The organism is Paenibacillus chartarius, from assembly GCF_042432825.1.
Lineage (GTDB): Bacteria > Bacillota > Bacilli > Paenibacillales > NBRC-103111 > Gordoniibacillus > Gordoniibacillus chartarius.
This window is the reverse complement of sequence record NZ_JBHLWN010000001.1, coordinates 53,618-78,294: the sequence shown is the minus strand read 5'-3', so window position 1 is coordinate 78,294 and position 24,677 is coordinate 53,618. Positions and strand designations below refer to the sequence as shown.

The following is a 24,677-nucleotide window of genomic DNA, read 5'->3' as shown; positions in this document are numbered from 1 at the left end:
TCTGGGGTGGTCAGGGAAAACCCTTGTCCCACCTGACTCGGCGAACGCCGAGAGTCTATATAATGATCAGGAGGGAAATGTATCATGTCTACCCCAAGCAAGGCCAAAATTATCATCCCTATCATTCTCAGCTTCGGCTTGCTGCTGAGCGGCTGCAAGCTGACCACCAAGAACGAAGCGACTGCCAACCCAAGCAATACCGGCACGCCGGCCCCGGCCGCCAATACCGCTCCCGTCAATATCGAACTGTTGGGAATGAGCTCCAACGAGACCGATCTCAACATCGTTCGGGATCAGCTGACCAAGAACGGCTTCAACGTCAAAGTAAATATTCAGCCGGACTACGGCACGTTTAAGGCGCAGCAGGATGCCGGCAACTTCGACATCGCACTGTCCAGCTGGACGACCGTTACCGGCAACCCGGACTACGCCGTACGCTCGCTCTTTAAAACCGGCGGCGATTACAGCATCCTCGCCGACGCCGAGATCGACAAGCTGATCGATCAAGCATCGACCCAGACGCAGGAGCAATTCACCGAAACGTATAAATCCTTCGAACAACAGCTTGTCTTCGACAAAGCTTATATCGCGCCGCTCTACAGCTCGTTGAAGGCTCAAGCCTTTAATCAGGACGTATTAAAGAAGGAATCGGTGCGCCTCTCGAAGTCCCGTTCCCTGCCATGGGAGGAATTAGACTTCAATGACCCTGCAAAGCGTACGAAAGAGCCGATTATTTTGCAATCGACGCAGCCCTCGCTGACGTCCCTCGACCCGATCAAAGGCAATGACGGCTCGATTAATATTATCAACACGAACATGTACGTTAGGCTGCTGAATTTGACGGATGACGATAAGCTGACTCCCGAAGGGTCGTTGTCTCACAACTTCGTAATTGCGAATGGCAATAGCGAATACTATTTCGTGCTTAGGGATGACATTCACTTCGCGCAAATCAAGGACAAGCTCGCGGTCGACTCCGGCGAACGCGTCGGTGCGGAGGACGTCATCTTCTCTCTGAACCGTGCGAAGAACAAAAATTCCGTACCGAATCACCGCACGTTCACGCTGCACGAGCACATCAAGAACGTAGAGCTTGTAACCGACCCGGCCGTGCTGGAATCGGTCAAGCTGTCCGGCAGCTCCGACTCGGTAAAGTCCGGCTTGGAGAAAGGTCTTGCCAACAAAATATCATCGCTGGTGACCGACAAAGCGCAAGCCAATAATAAAGAAGGCAAATATCAGGTTGTGAAGCTCACCACAACGGAACCGTTCCCGCAGGTGTTGAATTACTTGGCTCATCAATCGGCCGGTATCGTCTCGAAGAAGAAAGTCGAAAGCATCAATACGTACGATGTGGCGAAATATGACGTCAACAAGGACATCTCTTACGGAGACCAGTCGACCGTGACGGAGGGAGCCAAATACAGCAATGCTTTAGCGACCAGCGGTCCTTACATCTTGGCTTACAAGAATGATTACGAAGCCGTTTTCTATAAAAATCCGGGCTACATGCCGGGCACAAAATATGAGCCTAAAGTCAACTCGATTAAAATCCGCTTCATCAAGGATGCGGAGAGCTCGCTATCGGCGCTGCGCAGCGGAGAAATTCATCTGTTCTATGGAGTAAGCGAGACGAAATTCGATGTCGTGAAGGCGGAGAGCAAGCTGTCGCTGCAGACCATTCCCAGCAACGCAGTGTCCTATCTGCTCTTTAACACCAAGAACCGCGACGTGGCCAAGAGTGCGGATTTGAGAAAAGCCGTTCTGTATTCGATCAATCAGGATGAATTCCTGGCCTATTACAAAAACAATAAATTCAAAGCCGTTTCAACCCTCAGCCCTCTGGTCAAGACCGGTCTGGAGCTGAAAGCCGACCCGGCGAAGGCCAAGGAATTCCTTGCCAAATATAACGCCGCGAAATAACCTCCTAATTAAACCGCCCCGCACCGCAGCTGCGGTCGGGGCGGTTTTGTTTTCTTCCATAACAGACTATACCATACGCTGAAACGGAGTGTTCTTCCATGTCCAAGACGGATTCTGCAGCAAACCCGATCAAATTATCACAATGGGACGCGCTGATCCTGGAGTCGGCGAAATCCATAGTGCCGTCTGGCGAGGAGCTTCTGCACCGGGTACGCACAGGCACGCTTCCGGCAGACGAAAGCAAGTTCAAGTTCGATTATACCCGGCTAACCGAATTGCATGCCGAAGACCCGGCTGCATTCGAGCAGGCTTTACATAGGGGCTACCGGATTAAATACAATACGCTTCGCGGCATTGCCTCATGGATTCAGCTTGCCTTGGGACAAGAAGCCGTGCTGCAAGCAGAGCCGGGCAACGAATCGATCGTCGCAGCGCTGACCGAGGAGGAATATGGACGGTTGACCGCAGTACTGTCTTCCGGATGGCTCGTTCGCAGTGAACCGGCACTTACTGCCGAAGGCAGATCGGTATACCTCATCGAGCCGCTGGTCCGCAGTTGACGCAATACGTTAGGCCCATACATAATGAATGAAATGCTGAGTAAAGGTCGTGACCCGCTTGAACGATTCATCGGCTTCATCCGCATCGTCCGTGCTCCGAATTCGCTGAAACGAAAGACCACCGTTCTATGACGGACGGCGGTCATCGTCTGGCTATCGTTCGTCGCTTTCCGCTCCTATTGCCGCGAATCCAATGCGTCGCGCAATCCGTCCCCGACGAAGTTGATGGACAATACGGTCAGCAATATCATTAACCCCGGAGGGAGCCACAGCCACGGCTGATCGGTCAGGACGGTCAAAGATTGGGCGTCGGAGAGCATATTCCCCCAACTGGCTGCAGGCGGCTGCACCCCCATCCCCAGAAAGCTTAATCCGGCTTCGCTCAATATCGCCGAAGCGATGCCGAATGTCGCATTGACGATAATCGGTCCGACCGCGTTCGGCAAAATGTGCTGAAACAATATTCTAGGCGTACTGAAGCCCAGTGCGATTCCCGCCTTCACGTAATCGCTCTGCCGAATGGCCAGCACCGTGCTTCGGACAAGTCGGGCAACCGCCGGCCATGAAAACAACGCGAGGACGAATACGATCGTAGACATCGATGAGCCTATGACGCTGACGATCACCAGCGTGACCATGAGGAATGGAAATGCCATAAACATATCCGTAATTCTCATCGTCAGCATGTCGAACCATCCGCCCAGGTAAGCCGACAATATGCCGATCAGCGTACCGGCCGTCACATAGAGGGCTACTGTTGAAAAACCGACAATCAGCGATACCCGGGAGGCGTAAATTAAGCGGCTCCATACGTCGCGTCCGACCTGATCGGTTCCCAGCCAATGAGCGGCGGAAGGTGCGGCGGAGAAGGCTCCGGTAACCTGCTTCGGATCGTTCGGAGCAAAAAGCGGAGCAAACACGGCCGTCAGCACGAGCAGGACGATGCCCGCCAAGCCTGCCACAGCCAGCTTATGCTTGACAAACCGTCCCCATACTTGAAGCGCTATCGAGGAAGAGGCATACTCCGCTGCGCCGATCCGCGAAGCCGGCCGCAGTTGTTCGCCTTCGTACAAGGAATATTCCGGCAGCGCCAAGTCAGTCACCTCGCTTAATGATATGTAATGCGCGGATCGGCAGCGGAATAGGCGATATCCGTTAACAAATTCGTTCCGAGCACGATCAGGGCGGCGATCAGATTCAAGCCCATTAAGGTCGGATAATCTCTCGACAGAATCGACATATACGTCAGCTGGCCGATCCCGGGCCATTGGAAAATTTGTTCAATCAAGATGCTGCCGCCCAGAAGCAGCGGAATTTCAAATCCGACGACCGTAATGATCGGAAGCATCGCATTGCGCAGGGCGTGCTTGTTCGTCACGAGAAACGGATGCAGCCCTTTCGCATGAGCCGTACGCAAATAATCCTGGTTCAGCACGTCCAGCATAGCCGCACGAACGTAGCGTACCTTCTTCCCGGCAATGACAATCCCCAGCACGAATACAGGCAGTATCATATGGCTGATGCTGTCCCACGCCCCGCCGGCTCCGCCTAACGTGAACATGCCTCCCGTCGGCAGCAGCTTAAGATGTACGGCAAACACATAAATGAGCCCGAGCCCCAGAAAAAACTGCGGTATCGAAATTCCAATGAACGAGAATGCCGTCACCAAATAATCGAATTTCGTATTTTGCTTGAGCGCACTGATTACCCCTGCCGGTATCGCAATCAGCATACCCACCAATAGAGCCGATCCAGCCAAGAGCAGCGTGGGGCCAAGCCGCTCGCCGATCAGCTTCGCGACCGGAGTATAGGAGCTGAACGAATAGCCCATTTCGCCTTGAAACAGCAGGGACAGCCATTTTACATATTGAATAGGCAGCGGATCGTTAAGCCCCAGAAGCTCTTTTCTTAAGTCGAGCATCTCCTTTGGCGTGTTCGGATCGATAAACATATCGACAGGATTGCCAGGGGCAAACTTGATAATCGCGAAGTTAAGGATGGTAATGCCGAGCAGCACAGGAATCGAAATGAGAACACGTCTGACGATATAGTGAAAAATGAAGCATCCCTCCTTTCACAGACCCTCGTTCAGCCCAGCGGAAAATGACAGGCTGCAGCGTGTCCGCTGTTCCCCAGCTGAGGCTCCTCCCGGCGGCATCGCTCCTGAACGTAAGGACAGCGGGTATGAAACCGGCAGCCTTGCGGCGGATTGGCCGAATTCGGCACGTCGCCTTCCACGATGATGCGCTGCTTGCTGCGTTTCGTCGGGTCCGGAGCCGGGTAGGCATCCAGCAATATTTTCGTATACGGGTGCTTGGGGTTCCGGAATAACTCATCCCGGCTTCCAACCTCCACGATTTTCCCCAAATACATCACCGCAATGCGCGTGCTGATATAGTTGACGGCGCCGATTCCGTGCGCAATAAAGACGTAAGTCAGCTTCAGTTCCTTCTGCAGATCGGACAGCAGATTCAAAATTTGCGCCTGAATGGAGACGTCGAGAGCCGAAACCGGTTCGTCGCATACGATCAAGCTCGGTTCCAGCGAAATCGCTCTGGCAATGCCGATTCTTTGCCGCTGTCCGCCCGATAGCTCGTGAGGATAACGGTTCTGATAGGCAGACGGAAGCCCGACCATGTCGAGCAGGCGGTTCACCCTCCGCTGCAAGTCGGCCTTGGCGGCGATGCGATGCGCGGCAAGCGGCTCCGCCAGGATGTCATAGATCCGTTTGCGCGGATTCAGAGACGAATACGGGTCCTGAAAAATCATTTGCAGCTTTGTCCGGAGCGGCTTCAGCTGCCGCAGCGACCGATGCGTAATATCCGCGTTCCGGAATACGATCCGTCCCTCCTGCGGCTCCTCCAGACGAACGATCGCTCTTCCGATCGTCGATTTTCCGCAGCCCGACTCCCCAACGAGCCCGAGCGTCTCTCCTTCGAAGATGTCCAGGCTAATATCGTCAACCGCCCTCACATGACCCGCAATCCGCGAGAAAATCCCTTTCCGGATCGAGAAGTAAACTTTCAACCGCTCGATTTGCAGCAGCGGAGCAAGCTCCTGCAGCCGTGCGGAGAGATTCGGACTGTTTCTCATACGCCGACCTCCTCCGGCTCGGGGATAAGGACTTGCCCGGCTGCAAAACGGCTGCGTTCCCAGCATCGCACCAGATGTCCCGTGCCGGCGGGCTCCAATTCGGGCCGTTCAAGCATGCACCGTTCGGTCGCCCATTCGCATCGGGTATGGAATCTGCAGCCCGCCGGCATGCTTTGAACCGAAGGGACGGAACCCGGAATAGCGGTCAGCCGCTCTTCTCCCAGCTCCAAATGTGGGATTGAGCCAAGCAGCCCTCTCGTGTACGGATGCAAAGGCTCGCGGAACAACGTAAATACGTCGCCCGCTTCCACGATCTGCCCCGCATACATGACGGCAACTTGATCCGCCATCTCCGCCACCACCCCGAAATCATGAGTAATCAGCAAGATCGATGTGCCGGTTTCCTTGCGGAGCTCCTTCATCAATTCGAGAATCTGCGCTTGGATCGTGACATCCAGCGCCGTCGTCGGCTCATCCGCAATGAGCAGCTTAGGCCTGCACGACAACGCCATCGCGATCATGAGGCGCTGCCGCATTCCGCCGGAGAGCGTATGCGGATATACGTCCATCAGCTCCTTGGCGCGGGGTAATCCGACCTTGCCGAGCATTTCGACGGCGCGTTCCCTCGCTTCCTTGCGTGAAACCCCGGACTGCCTTCGTATCGATTCCAGCAGCTGGTTGCCGGATGTGAGCACCGGATTGAGCGAACTCATCGGGTCCTGAAAGATCATCGCGATTTCGTTCCCCCGGATGCGCCGGAGCTCGCGTTCGGATAATTTCGTTAAATCGAAGCCGTCAAATACGATTTCACCTTGATCGATATGTCCGCCACCGCCGCCGAGAAGCCCCATGATCGACAGCGACGTCACGCTTTTGCCGCAGCCCGATTCACCGACGATAGCTAGCGTTTCGCCGGCGTTCAATCGAAAGCTGACATCGTCTACCGCGACGAACTCTCCTTGATCCGTTCGAAACGACGTTCGCAGCGATCTTACGTCCAATAATGGCTCCGCACTCACCGACGATCCCTCCCTAAACCGGAATAGCTCCGACCGGAGCCTGTATCTCCGCAGGGATGGCCGCCGTATACGCCTTTCCCCGGGTCGTGCGTTCAAATTCCGATCTTGCTTGCTGAAGCGCGCTTCCTCCGTCGGTTAGCAGTTCGTAAACCGACAGCGCGAGCAGCTTTGCTGCATGCTGCATGCCCTTCAATCCGATCGGCGAACCGAACGAAGCCGTAGCTTGCCAAGTGTGCACTTGCACGCCGAACGGAGCGCATGTCGTCATGATTTGGCCAACCGGAGTGATCCAGGACACGTCTCCTACATCCGTCGAGCCTCCGCCGGCGGGTCGGCCTGCCGGCTCGTAAGTATGCAAGCCGGTCGGCAATAGCTCATCCCCGCTTAAGCCGAGCTCCTGTTTGCGCTTCACGGCGGCCAGCTGTGCTTGTTCGTCCAAAGTATCGGCTAAAGCTTTCGCGAGCTTCAGGTCCTCTTCCGTAAACTCAAGCGGCCCCGCCACCGCATGCTGATCCGCCAGAAGCCGGTTCAGCGTCCGATTGACGTTCAGATCGTAGGCACCCGCTGTAATGTCCCAAGACACCTCCGTCTCCGTCATCAGCGCGCCGCCTTGAGCGATCTTGATCAGCCTGGCGAGCAGTTCATCGACATGCTCCCGATTCGCTCCGCGGAGAAAATACCAGACGCTGGCCTTGTCGGGAACGATATTGGGAGCGACTCCCCCGTTCGTAATCGTGTAGTGGATGCGGGAGCCGTCGGGCACATGCTCCCGCAAATAATTGGCACCTACATTGGTAAGCTCGACGGCGTCCAGCGCGCTTCGTCCCAGATGCGGGGAGCCTCCCGCATGTGCGGCCCTTCCGCGGAAATGGAACTCAATCGAAGTGAGCGCCGAAGTCGGTATATCCCACGGCGTTACGGAGCTGCCCGGATGCCAGGTCAATGCAGCATCCAAATCGTCGAAGACGCCCGTACGAGCCATGAACGTTTTGCCGGATAACACCTCTTCCGCCGGACAGCCGTAATACCGGATCGTACCGGGCAGCCGTTCATCGTCAATGCGCTGCTTCAGCGCGGTAACGGCGGCTACCCCCGCCGTACCGAGCAGATTGTGTCCGCAGCCGTGGCCCGGGCCGCCGGGGACGGCTTCATCGCGCTCGGCACTTACTTTTTGCGAGAGTCCCGGCAATGCGTCATACTCGCCAAGAATGCCGATAACCGGCTTGCCGCTGCCGTATTCCGCAATGAACGCTGTCGGAATGCCGCCGATGCCCTCCGTCACCGTGAAGCCCGCTTTCCTCAATACGGCCGCTTGCAGCCGGGAAGCGAACGACTCTGTATAGGCGAGCTCCGGACGGTCCCAAATTTGCAATGCCAGCTCCTCATATATCGTCTTATGTTTGTCCAGCCATTCGGCCAGCTGCCGTTTGCTCATACTCTTCCCCTCCGATTGCCAGTCTGAACGGCTGCCACTTAGTTATTCAAATCCCAAAGGTGCACATTGTTAAACGTTCCGATATCCAGCGGCCTGCCAAGGACCACGTTCTTCGTTGCGGCAAGCAGACGCTTCTCCGAGTACACCGCCAGATGCGGAACATCGTTGTGCAGCACTTCCTGCAGCTGATTGTAGATGATCTTTCGTTTGGCCGGATCGGACTCCGTCTCGCCTTTCGCGATCAACTCGTCCGCTTGCGGATTTTTGTATTTTAAGAAGTTACCGCTATTGTCGCTCTTAAATAAAGTAAAGTATGAGCTAGGCTCGATATAGAAGTCTCTTGTAAAGATCGTCAGATCGTAATCACCCGCTCGAACCTTTTGAATCAACGTAGCGAAATCGAATTTCTGCACTTGAGCTTTAATACCGACGGCCTCCAAATTTTGAACTAAAATGTCGGCGGCCTGCTCCCGGATTTTATTGCCGACCGGAATCAAAAATTGAATCGACTTGCTCGAGTCCCAGTCCGCTTCTTTCAGCAGCTGCTTCGCTTTCTCAGGGTTATAATCATATTTGGGAATGTCCTTGTTGTAATAAGGGTGATAGCTCGGAATGCCGCCGTCGATAATTTCGCCTTGTCCTTTGAGCAGCTGATCGACGATAAGCTGGCGGTTCAGCGCATAGGCGACGGCCTGCCGGACCTTCGGGTTCGTAATCTTCGATGTGTTGAAGAACAGCTCAGGCGGAACGGATGGGTTGCCCGAGCGCAAATCCACATTCGGCAAACCTTTTACTTTCTCATACTCCGTAATCGGGATCAGACCGACCGGAACGGAGTTCATATGGATTTCCCCTGTCTGCAGCTGGGCGACCAAGTTTGTGGCCGGCAGTACTTTGACGAAAATTTTGTCCAGCTTGGCCGGCTCCAGGAAATAGTTCGGATTTCTCACAACCTCCGCATACTGTCCTTTCGAGAAGGAGGCAAATTTGAAAGGTCCGATCGTCACCTCGGGCTTCTGGAAATACGCGTGCGTCGCCAGCTGCTCGGGAGGGACATCCTTCAAAATATGCTCCGGCAGAAAGAACACCTTCGTACCGAACCGCTCTTTGAAAATGAGCGGATCGATCGGCGTCTTCGTCCTCACTTCAAACGTGGTGGCATCGATAATCTTCAACCCGCTAATATCCGTCTTGCCTTCGTCCAGCTTACCGGCGTCATTCAAGCCTTCAATAAAATTCAATTTGAAATTCGTATCCACCTTGGGATGAAGCGCCGTCTTCAACGTAAAGGCCACATCCGCCGACGTAAACGGCTTGCCGTCGTTCCACTTGGCTGCCGGATTCAGCTTCACTGCAAACGTCTGATTGTCTTTCGTTTCCACGGATTGGGCGATCTTCGGCGTGAACTCGAACTTTTCGTTCAAATTCAGCAGCGAGTCGTTGAGCAGCCAGATGACGTTGTCCGATGCCGAATCGCCCTGGTCATTGATTTGATTCACAGTGACAGGCGCGTTAACGATACCGATCGTAATCGTTTTTTCCTTCGGAGCGGCAGGCTCCGTCTTGCTGGCCTCGGCTGCAGGGTTGGCCGTATCGGTTGCCGCAGTGCGGGTAGCCGGCGAACCGCCGCAAGCCGTTAACGTCAACAAGATGCCTGCTGCGGCCGCCAACATCGATTTGCGATATGAGAGTTTCATCGTATTGCTCCTTTTCCATGATCCATTCGGATCGTTATTGATTATGCAGAAGCTTCTCCTCATTGGAGTGGAGACGGCTCGGCAAATCTTTTTGATAGGCGAGCACCTGATCCCATGTTCCGCTGAATATCGGAATCCGGTAATAGCCGACACGTTCATAGAGCGCAGCCGCTTCCGGTTGTTTGGGGCCGGTCTGCAGCTTTAAGCTGCGGTACCCGAACTCTCCGGCGAGCCTTTCCAGTTCGGCCAGTATCGCTCGGCCAACGCCTTGACGCCGGAAGCTTTCACGGGTGTACATTCGTTTCACCTCAACCGATTCCTCGCTCAGCGGCCGCAAGGCGCCGCAGCCCACCGGGAAGCCCTCGATTCGCGCCACGACAAAGGCGGCTCGGGGCACTTCCACGTCCGAAGGCTGAAAACCGGCTGTGCCGTCCGACTCATACAACGCCCCTAGCTGTTCGCTCAGCTCGCGGATTAATTGCTGCGAGTCGGCGCTTCGTACATCTTCGGCTCTGGCCGTTACCGTCACAGTCATGTGAAACTCCTCCTTTGAAATAGGCTAACCCGTTTTACCTGATAAATCAGTTCCATTAATTCCAATAGAAATACTTTGTTTTATGACTGTATTCAACATATCATCCGCTGGGCTTAGCGTCTAATAGAGTTCTTCTATTCACATATTCAATTTTCCGATTGAATCTCTATGGGTTATACTGCCGGCGGCATCCAACGGATTCGTCGCGTGAATGAACCTTCATTCCATGATCCGCAAGGATTTGAAGGTTCATTTCGCCGCATTTGCTCGACTTGCTGTCCCGGCACCTGCTCACACGAACGCTGCTCCTACGATTTCAATAACGCTTCATTCAAGAATTGTATCGTTGCCTCCAGTGCTTCCTTCCAAATACGAGTTCGTTCCGGTGAAAGGGTCGTCGAGCCCAAACGCATGGTCGGCCCCGGGTATTTCAATGAACGTTTGTTCAGACGCCGTCTCCCGCAGCTTGCTGTTATTCTCCAATGTCCGCTCCAAATCATGCAGCCCTTGTACGATGAGGGCCGGAACAGCAAGCTCTTTTAACCTCTTGACAGTATCATAGCGTTGTCCCTGGCGCTCCACGTCCAAGCTGAGCTCGGGGTTCTCGGCGGCTGCCGGTCCGTGCGGCTGAGGCACTCCTCCGCCGTTCCAAGCGACGACCGCTTGCACGCTGCCGGGATGATCCGCTGCATAGATGATGGCGCTGCTGGCCGCACGGCTATGACCGAGAATGGCAACCTTGCTTACGTCAGCCTGCCCACGGCTCGGCAGCAGTTCCGACCGCAGCGCCGATTGCAGATGATCCAAGTCCGAAAGCTCGCGATAAACCGTCTCGGCCTCCCATTTTTCCTGTTGAGTGAGCTTCTGATTTTTCCTCGCATCGATTCTGGAAAAGTTGTAGCTTACCGTATAGAACCCTCGCTCTGCAAAACGGTTGGCAATATACGGCCAAAACCCCCAGTCCTTATGACCACGGTAGCCGTGGCTGATCAGCAATACCGGCTTCGGGGACGTATCCCCCGCCACCCGTACCTCGCCTTGAATCGCCAAGCCATGAACCGTTGCAAGCCGGAAAGCTTCGGCAATGACGTCGCTTGGAACCGGTACTTACCGAAGCGAATACGAATCATCTCCCAACTTATCCACAGAAATCCGACTCACATAATTTCCTATACAGGCACAAATAAGGCCTGCCGTTCAAGCCGCAGGCCTCTCTTTTACGTACCCTCGCCGACTACTTTCCCCAGACGCACATGCTCGAAGAACGACTCGCCGCCGACTTGGCCGCCCTTGAGTACGAGCTCTAGGCCGTCGATGCCGGAATCGCTCGAATAGGCCCGGCACAGCGGACCGCCAGGCTCCAGCTCTGCACGGCACTCCATCGCGTAGATGCCGAGCTCCCGCGTAACATAGCCGGACGTGTCCCCGCCGGCGATGAGCAGCCGTGTCAGTCCGGCCGCGGCGATCAGCTCCTTCGCCAAGGCACCGATCGCGCTGCCCAGAACACGGCTGCTATCCTCGGCACGGAGCCCTTGGGCGGCAAGCGCTTCACGCAGCCGGGCGATACTGTCGTCTTGCGGGCCCAAAGCGGAATAGAGGATGACACTTTGGCCCGCCATCAAATACGACAGAGCCTCCCGACGCAGCGCTTCCTTCACGCTGCCGGCTTGCTCCGGCAATATCCAGGCTTCCGCCGGAATTCGGATCGCGGCGAAGCCCTGCTGCTGAGCTTGCGCAATTTGCCGCTGCGTGACCGGCGAACAACTGCCGGATACGACCAGCAGTCTATCGACGGCAGATACCTCACGCCCTGTGTCCTCCCGAGGCGCTCTCTCGATTAAGCCGTCGGCCCGCCACGCCGAAGCGAGCGCGTACTCGACGCCGGACGAGCCGATGACGAACAGACCATCAGCAGCTTTGGCCTCTTCCCATATAAGCCGGCCGGCCGCCTCCAGCCGTTCTTCATCCAATACGTCGAACAGGATCAGAGCGGGATTCTCCGCCGCGCGGAGACGGTCAAGCCGGCTGCGCAGCTCCGCCGGCTTCCCGGAGAGCAGCGTAATATCGAACAGTGAGGTTCGCAGCGAGGTTTGGCGGCTTAGGTGCAGCAGCAAATCGGATTCGTCCATCGGCGTTACCGGGTGGCGCGACATCGTCGGGTGGCGGTCCAGCCGGTACACGGTGCCGCCCGCCCCTGCATAATGGTGCCCGAACACCGTGTAGCGCTTCAAATAAGGAACGCCGACGAGCAGCGGGATGAAGCCCGCACCGGTACCGGCGCTCGTGCTGACATCTGTACCGGTCCCGTCGCCGCCTTCCGCATCGCCGAACACGTCTCGCCCGATCTCGGCTGCCTTGCCGATATTGCCGACGTCCGGCGAAGAATCGAAGGTCGAACAGATCTTGTAATGTACGACCATAGCTCCCGCCGATTTGAGCGTCTGAAACAGCGGACGCAGCTCACGCTCCATCTCGGCAGGGGTGAGCGAGCGGCCGACCCCGGCGACGCCGAAGCAGTCCGCATCGCGGAACTGTTCTTCCAGCTGACCGGCTGTTGGCGGCTCCAGAAATAAAATCGTACGAAGCCCGGAGCGGAACAGTGCTTCCAGCACATCCGTGGAACCGGTGAAATCGTCTCCGTAGTAGCATAACAACCTTCTTGCGGCTGGGAGGCTTTGCTGCGGACCGGCGGTCATGCCCCGTCATCTCCCTCCGAATTTATCGATCGCCCGCAGCAGGGCCGGATTCTGCGAAGCATACTCTGCCAGCGGAATGCCCTGCACAGCCGCCTGCCAGCCGAGCTTCATGCTTTCGAACCCGGCGGCCGGTCCATCCGGGTGCGCGAGTATGCCGCCTCCTGCCAAATGCATGACGTCGACCGTTCGCGTCGCCTCATATGTAGCCGGCGCCGTGCCCGCCCACTGTGCGGAGGAGACGACCGGCATCGTCAGATAGCCCCCATACATCGGAGTCAAGCATGCCCGGATGGAGCGCGTGACCGATTCGTTGCTTTCATAGAACTTGCTGTTCAAGCCGTTCACATGCAGATGGTCGGCACCCGCGAGCCGGCACAGCTTCTGAAACGCCGTGAATTCGATGCCAAGCTGCGGACAGCGGGTCAGCATCCCCCACTGGTTGCGGTGCCCGTGAATCGGCACCTCGCTGTACCGGTTCAGCGCCGCAAGCCCGGTCAAACCGACGCTCAAGATGCTGACCATCACGCACGTGCCGCCGGCCTTGACGACCAGCTCATGGCGGCGCTGCATCTCCTCGTAATCCCCGGTTATATTGAATGCATACATGAGCTTCCGTCCCGTCTTATCCGCCGTCCTGTGAACGGCGTCCATCACGGTCTTCACTTTGCGTTCGAACGGCGCGTATGGCGGGTCGGCGTTCAGCTCGTCATCCTTAATAAAATCAAGCCCGGCAAGCGCCAGCCTGCCGACCAGCGCGGAAAGCTCCTCCGGCGTAAGCCCGACGCTCGGCTTCACGATGGTGCCCAGCAACGGCCTGCCCTCCACGGCTGCCAAACGCCGCGTCCCGGCAATGCCGAATTTCGGTCCGGCATACTTGACCGCAAAAGCGTCCGGCAGGTCCAAATCCATGAGACGAAGTCCGGACAACTCCTGCAGTTCATATACATTACCGGCGACGGCTGACATCAAGTTCGGGATGGACGGCCCGAAATTGTGCAGCGGAAACGACACCGTCACAAGCCCGCGACGGTACTTGCCGTCATGCCCGGCCGGGATGCGGGCGCCGGGCAGCGACGGCCGGTCCGTCTCCTCCAAAGGCTGGATCCGTTCCACTCTGGCGCCGTGCTTTTCCTTCAGCGCATCGGTCTCGCCGGGAACGGCCGTAAACGTGCCCGTCGACTGTTCGCCGACGATGACGGCAGCCGCCTGCTCAAGCGATTTCGGCGTCTCCACCAAATAAACGGCTGTTATGCGATCTTGACTCATCGGCGTTCCCCCGCCCTCGAAGCCTTCGAAGCTTCCGCCGCTTCAAGCACCGCCTTCACCTGCTCCACGCCAAGCCTCGGCGATGAAAGCACCGGCTTGCCGGTTTCGGCAGCGAGCGTCCCCTCCATCCGCGCCATCGAGCCCTGCGCCAGCACAATCACATCGGCTTCCATGGCCGAGCGCTTCGCCGTCTCCAGCAGCAGGCGGTCGTGCTCGCCCGGAAGCCCCGAGACGAGCGCGTCGAACGCCCCCGCGGCAAGCCCGTCGACGAGCGTTACCTGACGGCCCGCAGCCTCGGCATGCTTCCGGATCAGCCGCATCGTAGGCTCCAAGGTGGAAGGCAAGGTCGCGAGCACCGCGACCCGGTCATACCGCGCCGCAGCTATTGCCGCCATCGAGTCGTCGATTTTCACAATCGGAATGCCGATCAAGCTGCGGGCCGCATCCGCCACCTCGCCGACGGACGAGCAGGTGTTCAGAATGACGTCCGCTCCTAACTCTTCTCCGTTGTGATAATACTGAATCAGCCGTCTGGCGACGCCTGGCGGAACGTGTCCCGCCTTTACCACGTCGCCGATCAGGCTATCGTCGATAATGTTGACAAGCCTGACGTCCGGCAGCAGCTCCCGGAACACAGCCTTGAGCGGATCGGCCAAACCTTGGCCGGTATAGACGGCAGCGACCGTTTTCATCCCGCACACCCTCCTACCAAATGAATTCTTTGTCCAGCCTGCGGTAATCTCCTTCGCGCATCGGCGCCGTGTCGTATACTTTCCGGCCGGTATAGAGCGGCTTGCGTTTGCCCTGCGGCGTAATGCCGACGACATCGTCGCCGCGCCACTCCGTTTCGAACGTTTGGCCGACGGCGTTTTCCAGCGTTTTGCGGAAGCTGAGCGGGAACGTGACCGTAATCGTCTCCCCGGCCTCTGCGGGCCCAAGCAGCAGAAAATGCTTGTTCACCCAGCGGGACGGCTCACTGCCTCTGCCTTCCGTCACCTGTCCGCCCGACTCGCGAACAAACCGGATTTTCGTAAAGCCCGCCCATTCCGGTATCCGGATCTGCAGCCTCTCAATCGGCCGGTGAACCTCCAGCACAACCTTGCCTTCATGGGGCAAATAACTGTTGACGTCAAGCCACTTGGAGCCGCGGTTGAGCAGGAAATTAACGCTGATGGTCCCGTTCTTCTCCGTGATGGTGTTGCTCCAGCCCATAAACAAGCCGCGCGTGCCCGAACCCAGGCAGCACAGCTGCAAATCGTTCGTATGGCCGCGCCCTTCGTTCACGTCGCAGACGAAATCGTTCGGCGCCGAATAGCCGGCGAACGAGCCGCGGGTGCGCTCCGCCACTTTGTAGTACGACAAATCGTAAGGGATGTCGTTCGCCTTGTCCTCCGCTTGCTCAACCCAACTCAGGTCGAGCAGCTGCGATTCGGCCAAATGATTGCGCAGGAATCGCTCGACAACGCCCCAATACTCGACGTAGCCGCTCTTCGCCAGCGTAATGCCGGTTGCAATCAAATCGACCAACGAGCACGTCTCGTGCTCGTATGCCTGCTCGTGCAGATCGCCCGGCGTCCAGCCGAAGGCCGTGCATTTGGTGAGCGCCCAGTCGTAGCATCGTTTCACCCAAGCGATCTTGGCCGCGTCTCCCGTAAAGGCACCGAAACGGGCGATCGCATCGAGCGTGCCCAGCCTCGTATGGAAGTGTCCGCTGCGGTAGGCGAGCGAGTCGTTGAAGGAGCCGTCCGCCTGGAACACGCCGCTGCGTTCGACGATAAGCGCAGTGAAAAACTCGCACAGCTCGAAGGCGTCGCGGTTGCCCGTCAGCTCGTGATATTTCAACAGCGGCATGACGAGGCGCCCGCAGAACGCCGCCGGATCCGGCGCCAGGCGGAGCTGCACCGCGTTCGCGGAAGGCCATCCGCCTTCTTTATACTCGGATGCAGGGTAATACCAGACGTTCCGCTCCTTCACGGCGATCCGCTTCAGCGCCGCTACATGACGGTCGGCCGCTTCCTTCACCTTCGGATCGCCGGTTTCCATGAACCAGGTCGTTAGCGACAAAATAACCGCCCGCTGGTCAATCAGGTTCGCATTCGGCTCCCATTCATGGGACGGATTGATTTGCCGGTAGCTCATGCCGTCTTCCTTAAAGAAGCCCAGCAGGTTCGCCCGGTAGCGCTCCTCCACTTCTTGGCCGTACGTTTCCCCCGACATATGCCGGGCCAAGATCAAGCCGTCGATCATGCGGCCGTGCGACGAGCCGAAGTCCCAGTCTCCATGAGTCATATACGCCGGCTTGTGATTCAGATTCGCGGCGAAGAAAGGAATGTAATTGTATTCGCGGTCCGCCATCCCGATCATCGCATTGATCGCGTGCGCGGCGCGTTCCTCCAGCATGAGCGTATCCGGAATTATTTTCGTCATATGCGGCTCTCCTCCCGTGTGGCTCCAACCGGCCTGCACACGAATTCGTAGCTGCCGGAACCGATTCGAACGGTCTCAATCCCTGCCTGGCCGTCTGCTTTGCCCTGCAACTGAACGATGTATCCGGGCACGGATACGTCTGCCGTCGTGTTTGCGGGAATGCTTACGTTCAGCCGCAGCTCATTCGCGCCGCCGGTACGCCATTCGACCTTGATCGTTCCATACATCGACTTGTACGACGCTTTCACCCATGTCAGAGGCCCGCCCGGTCTCGGCTTAATGATCGTATGCTTGAACCCGGGCTGCTTCGGGTCCGCCTCGATGCCCGCCATATAACGGAACATCCATTCACCGACCGAACCGAGCGAGTAATGGTTAAATGAATTCATCGACGGCGTCTGGAAACCGTTGTGCTCGGTCCATCCGTCCCATCGCTCCCATATCGTCGTCGCCCCGTGCTTGATCGAGTACAGCCACGACGGGAACTCCTCCTGCGTCAGCAGCGTATACGCCTCGTCCAGGCAGCCGTTGTCCGTCAGCGCCGGAAGCAAATACCCGACCCCAAGGAAGCCGGTCGACAGCCGGTTTCCGCGGGCGCGAATGTCGGCCGTCAGATGACGCACCGCCTGCAGCCGCAACTCCTCTGTCAGCAGGCCGAATTGAAGCGCCAGCACGTACACCGTCTGCGTATCGCCGTGAATCCGTCCATCCGCATCGACGAAGGCGCGCCGGAACGCTTCGGCGATGCCCGCAAACAACGACTCGTACCGCTCCTCGTCGGAGCTTCGGCCAAGTACCCCGGCAATGCGCGCCAGCAACTTCGTGCTGTAGCCAAAGTACGCCGTTGCCAGCACATCGTTCGGCGTATCCGCCCCGATCGAAAGCCAGTCGCCGTAGTTGGCGTAAGCCGGACGCACCAGACCGTCGGTGCTGGCTTCGAGATAAGCGACCCAGCGCTGCATCGCTTCATAATTGGTTTCCAGTACGCGGGTATCTCCGTACATCAGGTAAAGCGTCCACGGGATGATGACGCCTGCATCTCCCCAGCCCGCGTTGTCCGGAGCGTACCAGTTCAAGTTCGTGTTCCACATCTTATGCCGGATCCAGCCGGCATCCGGCGCCACGTCAGTGAACGCGCCGGACGGCCGCTGGCAGTCCACCATATCCTGCACGTATTTCGTAAAGAAGCGCGATACGTCCATGTTGTAGGCAGCGGTGCGGGCGAAAATCTGTGCGTCGCCGGTCCAGCCGAGCCGTTCGTCCCGCTGCGGGCAGTCCGTCGGCACCGACAGGAAGTTGCCGCGCTGGCCCCATACAATATTGGAGTACAATTGATTAACTTTGGCGTCTGATGTCTCCAGCTTGCCCGCGAACGGCGTATCGGAATGTACGACCTTGCCCGTAATCGTCTCCGGCCCCGCTTCGCCGGGATAGCCGATCAGCTCCACGTAGCGGAAGCCGTGGAACGTGAAATGCGGCTCATACCGCTCGTCCCCATCGCCTTTGAGAATATAATGATCCTGCTGCGATGCCTCTCGTAAATTGTCCAAATATAGGCTGCCGTCGGGATTGAGCATCTCCGCATGGCTGACGGTCACCTTCGTGCCGGCCGGGCCGCGCACCTTAAGCTCCGTCCAGCCGACCATATTTTGCCCCATATCGTAGATGTAGGTCCCCGCTTCCGTTCTTCGCACGGATACCGGCCTCACCTGCTGCGTGACCCGGATCGGAGGCTCAAGCGTGGCGGCATACTGACCGTTATAGCCGGGGCGGATGTCGGGAATTTCCCAGCTGCTATCGTCATAACCTGCGTGATCCCACCCGGTAAGCTCCAGACGGGCATCGTACGTTTCGCCTTTGATCATATCCGAGTAAAGAATCGGTCCGGCGCTCGTGCGCCACGACGGGTCCGTCACAATCAGCTCGCTGCTGCCGTCTTCGTATTCGATTCTGGCCTGCAAGAGAAAGAATGGCCGTTCTCCGTACACCGCCTTGCCCAAAAACCCGACCGTCCCCGCGTACCATCCGTCGCCGACAATCACCCCGAACGCATTACCGCCTTGCACCAGCCGCTCCGTAATATCGTAAGCCTGCACCTGCACACGGATGTCATAGTCCGTCCAGCCCGGTGCAAACCGGTCCCCGATACGTTCGCCGTTTAGGCGCAGCTCGTATAATCCGAGTGCTGTCGCATACACGAATGCTCGCCGTACCGTTTTGGTGATCGTAAAGCTCTTACGAAAATAAGGAGACGGCTGCAGCTGCTTCCCTGGCTCGGGCTTCCGCCCGATCCAGACCGCTTTCCAGTCCCGCCTATGCAGAATTCCCGTCGAGAAGCAGGCGGTATCGCTCCAGTCCGACGGCTGCCCGGCCGAATCCCATACGCGCACCTTCCAGTAATAGGACGCTTCCGATTGCAGAGGCAGCCCCTCATATTCAATATGCGTACTGGCGTCCGACATCATTTTTCCGCTGTCCCACAGATCTCCCGCGTCGAGCGCGAGCCGTTCCCGGGAAGAGGCGACCAGCACTTGATATGCCGACTGCGCGGCCCCCTTCTTCTCCGACTCCAGCTTCCAGAACAGGCGCGGCTTCACGTGGCCGATGCCGAGCGGATTCGCCGCATACTCCGTAACGCATTCCACGACATGTATGCTCATGAACGATACCTCCGTCGAATATGGATCTATGCCTTCCGTTACTTGCCTTCATGAGCTGCCGCAGCTTCCAGCCACTGATCCGGCTTCATCGCTTTCAGCTGCTTCTCATACAGCTGCCGGTACAAGCCGTTCATCGCCAGCAGCTCGGGATGCCGGCCGCTCTCTACGATGCATCCCCGGTCGACGACGAGAATTTGATCGGCGCGGACAACGGTAGCAAGGCGGTGGGCGATGACGAAGGTCGTACGGTCCTTCATCAACCTCTCCAGGGCTTGCGTCACCAGGAATTCCGATTCGGCGTCCAGCGCTGAAGTCGCCTCATCCAAGATCAGAATGCGCGGATCCTTGAGCAGCGCCCGGGCGATCGCGATCCGCTGCTTCTGCCCGCCGGACAGCCGGACGCCCCGCTCGCCGATGACCGTGCCGTATCCCTGTTCCCATTCCCGAATGAAGTCGTGAGCGTTGGCCGCCTGCGCGGCTGCCTGCACCTGCTCTTCCGACGCCCGGGGATTGCCGTAGGCGATATTTTCGTACACCGTACCGGAAAACAGCACATTATCCTGCAGCACGAGCGCAATGTGGCTCCTGACATCGTGCACATCATATTGCCGCATATCGATCCCGTCCAGCAGTACGCAGCCTTCGTCCGGATCGTAAAACCGCGAGATCATGTTTACGATCGTCGATTTGCCGGCACCGCTAGGACCGACCAGCGCAACCACTTCGCCGCTCCGGGCGTGAAAGCTTACCCGCTGCAGCGCCTCCCTCTTCTCCACCGCAATCTTCGCAGGCGCCGGCCGTATGCGGGGAGGTATCCAGTAAAACCGCTTCTCCGGCCGCTGCACCTCCGCCACATCGCGGTCTCCCCGCGCAGGCTCGGCTTTAGGCGGCTCCGGCCTTTCGGTCACATATTCGAAGCTGACCTTGTCGAACTGCACCTCGCCTCGGCACGATTTCAGCGGAACGGGATGATCGATATTCCGGATTTCCGGCTCGATATCGAACACTTCGAAGATGCGCTCCACATTCGCAAGCGAATTCTGAATCGTCACGTTCACGTCGGAGAACCTCTGAATCGGGCCGTACAGCTGCGCCAAATACGCCTGAAACGCAATCAGCTCGCCGATGGACATCTTTCCGGCGATGACCATGCTTCCGCCGGCGAACCAGATGACCAAGCCTCCGAAATCTTGAAACGTCTGCGAAATGCGGCCAAGCGTATTGGACAAGAACTGGGCCTTCATCGCGTAAGCATAGTGTGCGGAAGCCTGCTTCTTGAACCGGTCCAGCTCCATCCTCTCGCGGTTAAACGCCTGTACGATCTTCATGCCGGCAATCCGCTCCACCAGCACGCCCGACATCCGCTCCATCTGGCGGTGCACCGACCGCCATGCATAACGAATCCGTACGTTGATATTCGTAAAGGTCAAATAATAAACGGGAAGCAGCCAGAGCGCGAGCAGCGCCAGCTTCCAGTCCATCTGAAACAGCATGAATCCGGCAAACAAGACCAGAAACAGATCGATAACCAGATTAATAACGCCGGCCCCGACCAAATTCTGCGCTCCATTCACGTCGTTCAAAATGCGGGAAACGATGCTTCCCACTTGGCGGCTGTCGTAAAACCGCTGCGACAACCGCTGCATATGCTCGTACAGCTGAAACCGGATGTCGATCACCATGGAATTGCCCATCCTGGCCATAACCCATTGCCGGACATAGTTGACGGCCGTTCCGAACACGTAAACGGAGGCCAGAACCAGGATGACCTTCTGCAGCGTCCATGCGGTTTCAGCGTTGCCGGGCAGCACCTCGTCGATCAGCACCTTCGTCATCCAAGGCACCGTGAGCGGTACGGCAAATTGCAGCACACCAAGTCCGACAATCGTCAAGATCATCAAGCGGTAAGGCTTCAGAAATTGAAAATAGCGCCGGACGAGCTTGGAGCTTCCATCCTTGTTCATATCTGCTTCCTCCTTGCGCGGCCGGACTCCGGCCGAAGCATCAGACGGCCGCATCGTTCACAGCCGGTACTGACTCGGCCGTGTTTAGCCGTCCTTCCTCCGCAAGCCAGCCGTCGGCGTCGGGAACGTCGAAATACCGCAGCATTCCCGGAATAATAAAGCTGAGCGAATCATGCTCATCGTAGAACGGTTCCCGAATCCAATCGCCGATGCTGTTCATCCGGTTGGCCAAACTAACGGAACGTACGCGGGGCTCAAGCAGGGCTGCGAGCTCCGCATACAAGGCATATTTGCCGCTGCCGTACAGCCGGATATCGGAGGAATCGATATATTTCAGCGCGGAAGCGAGCTCCACGGCCCGCAGCACGTCGTAGGTCCGCACGGCAGCCATACTGTCGCCCAGCCACATGAGCTCATCGGAATACCGGTCCATCAAACCGAACCGCTTGAACGGGCGTTCCTCCGCATTGTTGACATAAGGAAGCAGTGCGCCGATGCCCGTCGGATTCAGAACCATGGCGATCCTTCCGGCCGCGCACGTCTCTTGAATCCATGCCGCATGCTCCTCGAGCTGCTTGGTGCCCCCGTCCCATACGGCGATCGTCACGGGGAGCTTTCGGCTTGCAAGGCTCGAATCGAGAAACTGCAAGGAATGATTCAATAGCCCCGGCTGGCTCCACCATACGGTGCGGTACACCCACAGCTGCTCGATCTCCCCGCCTCCCGACGGCCGCGGGTTTAGATCGCATGCCTTGCGGCCGCCGATAACGGTCCGGCGAAGCCACTCGAGGGCGCTGCGTTTGCGCTGCCCTTCCGGCGTCGCCCGGCGCGCCGCCTCGAACGATTCGAGACGCTCCACATTTTCTTTATGCACATTCCTGGCATCCGGGTAGTCGCCGGCCACTTGCCCGCTCTTCGTACACTTCAGCTCCTGCGCCGGCAGCAGCTGAATCGCTCCGTCCTCCGGGATGACCTCGCAGCCCAGCAAATGCTTGGAGAAAAAGCCGGCCGCAGCGCGAGCTAGCGGAACCGTAAAGCGATGTACATTCTCATCCTCGGCAATATTCAGGTCGCTGCCAGCGCCGTACATCTCCCAGAAGCGGCGGTTGACCGCTACGGTATGGCGCGCTCCCTCGATCGGGACGGAGTCGTAGGTCGTGGCGAGCACAAGCACCGGTCTAGGCGCCATCGCCAGCACAATATCTTCATGATCGAAGCCGAGTGCGGAGAAGCCCGGCCATTTCTGCTCCGCGTCCTGCGCTTTGCCCGTAAGCAGAAAATACGGCCGGTTCATGATGAATCCGCCCGGCGCCGCCGCCGCAATGCGCTCGTCGTACATCATGAGCAGCGATGTTTGAGTCCCGCCGCCGGAATGGCCGGTGACGCCGATCTTCGCCGGATCCACCTCCGGGCGCGTGCACAAATAATCGACCGCTCGCACGGCGTCGTGCAGCATATACCGTGCGAGGCTGTCGCCGAGCGGCATGCACTGCCGGCCGACATTCTCATGCTCGGTTACGCTCGTCATCGGCGTCTCGCCGGACTGCGGATCGTAGAAGCCGAACCGCTCCCCTTGCCCGATCGGATCGAGCGCCATGACGATAAGACCGGCATGGACCAAGTAATGGCATACCGTCTGGTACTCGTCGCAATGCTTCGCCTGCTCGCGGTGGCCGCAGAGGAGCAGCACCGCGCCGCGTCTCCCGGTTACCCCCTCCGGTATGTAGACGTTGGCCGTTGCGTATACTTGCGGCCTCGGCTCGAAGACAACCTTCTCGACGCGGAAGCCGTTACCGGCCGCTGTTCCCGTCACTACCGCATGGAGCGGCGTATCCGAGGAGGGCATCCCGCCCAGGCAGCGCGCCAGCCCTTCGCGGATGTCCTTCTGCCTTCTCGCCAAATCCTCGAGGCTTCGCACTGCGTCCCGCGCCTTGCTGCCTTCGCCTGCGGCCCTCATCGCAGATTCATAGATCCATCTCGGCAGCTGGCTCTTGACATCGAAATGGGCGATTTGTACGTTCTCAAACTTTTCAAACATGCGCCTTTCCCCTCTCCTCTGCTTCCGCCGGCTCGAGCAAGTCGGCCAGCCGAATCGGCTTGTTCGACTGCACCGATTTCCATACGGCTTCTCCGGTCAATACCGCCAGCGCCCCCGCTTCCGCTCCCGCCATAATGTCATAAGCACGCAGCGGATCGGGTCCGAGAAACAGATCTTCCAGCAGGAGCGGATCGCCCCCGCCGTGACCTCCGGGCTTTGGCACAACACGGATCGTTTCCTTGGCGCCGAACAGCGGGAACAGCTCAATCGTCTGTTCGGGTACCGCGTGAGAGGTTCGTTTGGACATTACCTCCATCGTTTCAATCCGGCCCTTCGTCCCGTTGATCGCCAGCCGGTACCCTTCGTAAGGCAGCGAGAAATTGACGGAGTAGCTTAGCATGGCGCCTTGCTCGTACTTTACGACTGCTGCATACGTATCTTCAATATCGATCTCGGCATCGAATATACAAGCGTCGGCGCGGTATCCGGTGAAGCCTCCCGACTTCACATCAATATTCGTGACATGGTCGTCCTCCGGCACGATTTCCTTGCTGCGCGTCGACCAGCGCATGTAGTAAGCGCAGCTCGGCTTGACCTTGCACGTGCCGCAGTATCTCCCGTCCTCCTTGGCCGGGTTGAGCTCGCCTTCGGGTCCGAAATAGTTCAAGGCACCGTACGCAAACGCTTCCACTGGCTTCTGTCCGATCCACCACTGGACGAGATCGAAGTGATGCGTGCTCTTGTGCACGGACAAGCCGCCCGAGCTGCCCCGCCTCCGGTTCCAGCGCTTGAAATAGCTGGCCCCATGATACGTATCCAAATACCAGTTCAAATCAACCGAAGTAATGCGGCCGACCCTCCCTTCCAGAATCAGCTCCTTGATTCTCGTATGAATCGGACTATAGCGGTAGTTGAACGCCACATAGAGCTTGCCGCTGCTGCGTTCCTGAGCGTCAAGCACCCGCTTGCAGTCCGCTCCGCTGGTCACCATCGGCTTCTCCGAAATCACATCGAGCCCATGCTCAAGTCCCTTCACAATGTATTCGGCATGCGTATAATCGACCCCGGCGACAATAACAGCGTCGGGCTTCGTCTCCTGAATCATGCGCTCGAATTGATCCGGCGCGTATACGGGCGTTCCGGCCAAAGACGGAAACTTCTTAAAGCAATTCGCAAAGCGTCCCGGGTCCGCATCCAGCAGCCCGACGATTTCGCAGTGCTGGCCGAACGTCTCCAGCATGGGCTTGATGAACATGCCGTTCGCCCGGGTACTGACGCCGCAGATGACATATCGTTTTCGCGCCACTATCGTTCCCTCCCTTGCATCTACGGTTAAGTATACAAACAGGCAAGCGGCAAACCAT

Annotated in this window: 18 protein-coding genes; 2 read left to right on the top strand and 16 right to left on the bottom strand. The window is 57.8% G+C overall.

Features of this window, described 5'->3' with window-relative positions:
* The first annotated feature begins 84 nt into the window (after positions 1-84).
* Together ACFFK0_RS00250 and ACFFK0_RS00245 are read left to right on the top strand one after the other, a co-directional pair.
* Entirely contained in the window at positions 85-1,923 is a 1,839-nt protein-coding gene (locus ACFFK0_RS00250) for an ABC transporter substrate-binding protein (RefSeq protein ID WP_377467436.1), read from the top strand.
* Positions 1,924-2,021: 98 nt separating this feature from the next.
* Positions 2,022-2,483: a hypothetical protein gene (locus ACFFK0_RS00245; protein WP_377467434.1), complete on the top strand. Its 462-nt coding sequence runs from the start codon at positions 2,022-2,024 to the stop codon at positions 2,481-2,483.
* Positions 2,484-2,659: 176 nt separating this feature from the next.
* On the opposite strand, the gene opp4C is transcribed toward ACFFK0_RS00245, so the two are convergent.
* The 16 genes from opp4C to ACFFK0_RS00165 all read right to left on the bottom strand — a co-directional run bounded on the left by opp4C (position 2,660) and on the right by ACFFK0_RS00165 (position 24,619).
* Entirely contained in the window at positions 2,660-3,520 is an 861-nt protein-coding gene (gene opp4C, locus ACFFK0_RS00240; RefSeq protein ID WP_377467446.1) for an oligopeptide ABC transporter permease, read from the bottom strand.
* 71 nt (positions 3,521-3,591) lie between these two features.
* Positions 3,592-4,542 (bottom strand): ABC transporter permease, encoded by a 951-nt coding sequence (locus tag ACFFK0_RS00235; protein WP_377467444.1) that lies wholly within the window; start codon positions 4,540-4,542, stop codon positions 3,592-3,594.
* Between the two features lie 29 nt (positions 4,543-4,571).
* On the bottom strand, positions 4,572-5,576 hold the full coding sequence (locus tag ACFFK0_RS00230; RefSeq protein WP_377467432.1) for an ABC transporter ATP-binding protein: 1,005 nt from the start codon (positions 5,574-5,576) through the stop codon (positions 4,572-4,574).
* Entirely contained in the window at positions 5,573-6,595 is a 1,023-nt protein-coding gene (locus tag ACFFK0_RS00225) for an ABC transporter ATP-binding protein (RefSeq protein WP_377467430.1), read from the bottom strand. The genes ACFFK0_RS00230 and ACFFK0_RS00225 overlap by 4 nt, the downstream gene beginning before the upstream one ends.
* Positions 6,596-6,608: 13 nt before the next feature.
* Positions 6,609-8,030: an amidohydrolase gene (locus ACFFK0_RS00220; RefSeq protein WP_377467428.1), complete on the bottom strand. Its 1,422-nt coding sequence runs from the start codon at positions 8,028-8,030 to the stop codon at positions 6,609-6,611.
* 38 nt (positions 8,031-8,068) lie between these two features.
* Positions 8,069-9,727 carry an ABC transporter substrate-binding protein gene (locus tag ACFFK0_RS00215; RefSeq protein ID WP_377467426.1) on the bottom strand — a complete coding sequence of 553 codons (1,659 nt, stop codon included), beginning with the start codon at positions 9,725-9,727 and terminating at the stop codon, positions 8,069-8,071.
* A gap of 34 nt (positions 9,728-9,761) precedes the next feature.
* Positions 9,762-10,262, bottom strand: a complete 501-nt coding sequence (locus ACFFK0_RS00210) for a GNAT family N-acetyltransferase (protein ID WP_377467424.1) — start codon at positions 10,260-10,262, stop codon at positions 9,762-9,764.
* Between the two features lie 327 nt (positions 10,263-10,589).
* The gene (locus ACFFK0_RS00205; protein ID WP_377467423.1) at positions 10,590-11,288 is read right to left on the bottom strand and encodes an alpha/beta hydrolase family protein; all 699 of its coding nucleotides are present in this window, start codon (positions 11,286-11,288) and stop codon (positions 10,590-10,592) included.
* Positions 11,289-11,479: 191 nt separating this feature from the next.
* Positions 11,480-12,958, bottom strand: a complete 1,479-nt coding sequence (locus ACFFK0_RS00200) for a four-carbon acid sugar kinase family protein (protein ID WP_377467421.1) — start codon at positions 12,956-12,958, stop codon at positions 11,480-11,482.
* Between the two features lie 6 nt (positions 12,959-12,964).
* Entirely contained in the window at positions 12,965-14,224 is a 1,260-nt protein-coding gene (locus ACFFK0_RS00195; RefSeq protein WP_377467419.1) for a ribulose-bisphosphate carboxylase large subunit family protein, read from the bottom strand.
* Positions 14,221-14,916 (bottom strand): aspartate/glutamate racemase family protein, encoded by a 696-nt coding sequence (locus tag ACFFK0_RS00190; RefSeq protein ID WP_377467417.1) that lies wholly within the window; start codon positions 14,914-14,916, stop codon positions 14,221-14,223. Before ACFFK0_RS00190 ends, ACFFK0_RS00195 begins: the two co-directional genes overlap by 4 nt.
* 13 nt (positions 14,917-14,929) lie before the next feature.
* A complete protein-coding gene (locus ACFFK0_RS00185) occupies positions 14,930-16,651 on the bottom strand; it encodes a glycoside hydrolase family protein (RefSeq protein WP_377467415.1) in 1,722 nt (573 codons plus the stop codon).
* On the bottom strand, positions 16,648-19,311 hold the full coding sequence (locus tag ACFFK0_RS00180) for a family 78 glycoside hydrolase catalytic domain (RefSeq protein WP_377467413.1): 2,664 nt from the start codon (positions 19,309-19,311) through the stop codon (positions 16,648-16,650). Before ACFFK0_RS00180 ends, ACFFK0_RS00185 begins: the two co-directional genes overlap by 4 nt.
* A 38-nt stretch (positions 19,312-19,349) precedes the next feature.
* Positions 19,350-21,275, bottom strand: coding sequence for an ABC transporter ATP-binding protein (locus tag ACFFK0_RS00175; RefSeq protein ID WP_377467411.1), 1,926 nt, complete (start codon positions 21,273-21,275; stop codon positions 19,350-19,352).
* Between the two features lie 40 nt (positions 21,276-21,315).
* Positions 21,316-23,313, bottom strand: coding sequence for an alpha/beta hydrolase family protein (locus ACFFK0_RS00170; protein WP_377467409.1), 1,998 nt, complete (start codon positions 23,311-23,313; stop codon positions 21,316-21,318).
* A complete protein-coding gene (locus ACFFK0_RS00165; protein WP_377467407.1) occupies positions 23,306-24,619 on the bottom strand; it encodes a Gfo/Idh/MocA family protein in 1,314 nt (437 codons plus the stop codon). The genes ACFFK0_RS00170 and ACFFK0_RS00165 overlap by 8 nt, the downstream gene beginning before the upstream one ends.
* Positions 24,620-24,677 lie beyond the last annotated feature (58 nt).

Excerpts from the sequence above, each read along its gene's own strand:
- ACFFK0_RS00250 (WP_377467436.1), top strand. The coding sequence starts at position 85 with ATGTCTACCCCAAGCAAGGCCAAAATTATCATCCCTATCATTCTCAGC.
- ACFFK0_RS00245 (WP_377467434.1), top strand. The coding sequence starts at position 2,022 with ATGTCCAAGACGGATTCTGCAGCAAACCCGATCAAATTATCACAATGG.
- ACFFK0_RS00230 (WP_377467432.1), bottom strand. The coding sequence starts at position 5,576 with ATGAGAAACAGTCCGAATCTCTCCGCACGGCTGCAGGAGCTTGCTCCG.
- ACFFK0_RS00220 (WP_377467428.1), bottom strand. The coding sequence starts at position 8,030 with ATGAGCAAACGGCAGCTGGCCGAATGGCTGGACAAACATAAGACGATA.
- ACFFK0_RS00215 (WP_377467426.1), bottom strand. The coding sequence starts at position 9,727 with ATGAAACTCTCATATCGCAAATCGATGTTGGCGGCCGCAGCAGGCATC.
- ACFFK0_RS00210 (WP_377467424.1), bottom strand. The coding sequence starts at position 10,262 with ATGACTGTGACGGTAACGGCCAGAGCCGAAGATGTACGAAGCGCCGAC.
- ACFFK0_RS00200 (WP_377467421.1), bottom strand. The coding sequence starts at position 12,958 with ATGACCGCCGGTCCGCAGCAAAGCCTCCCAGCCGCAAGAAGGTTGTTA.
- ACFFK0_RS00195 (WP_377467419.1), bottom strand. The coding sequence starts at position 14,224 with ATGAGTCAAGATCGCATAACAGCCGTTTATTTGGTGGAGACGCCGAAA.
- ACFFK0_RS00190 (WP_377467417.1), bottom strand. The coding sequence starts at position 14,916 with ATGAAAACGGTCGCTGCCGTCTATACCGGCCAAGGTTTGGCCGATCCG.
- ACFFK0_RS00185 (WP_377467415.1), bottom strand. The coding sequence starts at position 16,651 with ATGACGAAAATAATTCCGGATACGCTCATGCTGGAGGAACGCGCCGCG.
- ACFFK0_RS00180 (WP_377467413.1), bottom strand. The coding sequence starts at position 19,311 with ATGAGCATACATGTCGTGGAATGCGTTACGGAGTATGCGGCGAATCCG.
- ACFFK0_RS00175 (WP_377467411.1), bottom strand. The coding sequence starts at position 21,275 with ATGAACAAGGATGGAAGCTCCAAGCTCGTCCGGCGCTATTTTCAATTT.
- ACFFK0_RS00170 (WP_377467409.1), bottom strand. The coding sequence starts at position 23,313 with ATGTTTGAAAAGTTTGAGAACGTACAAATCGCCCATTTCGATGTCAAG.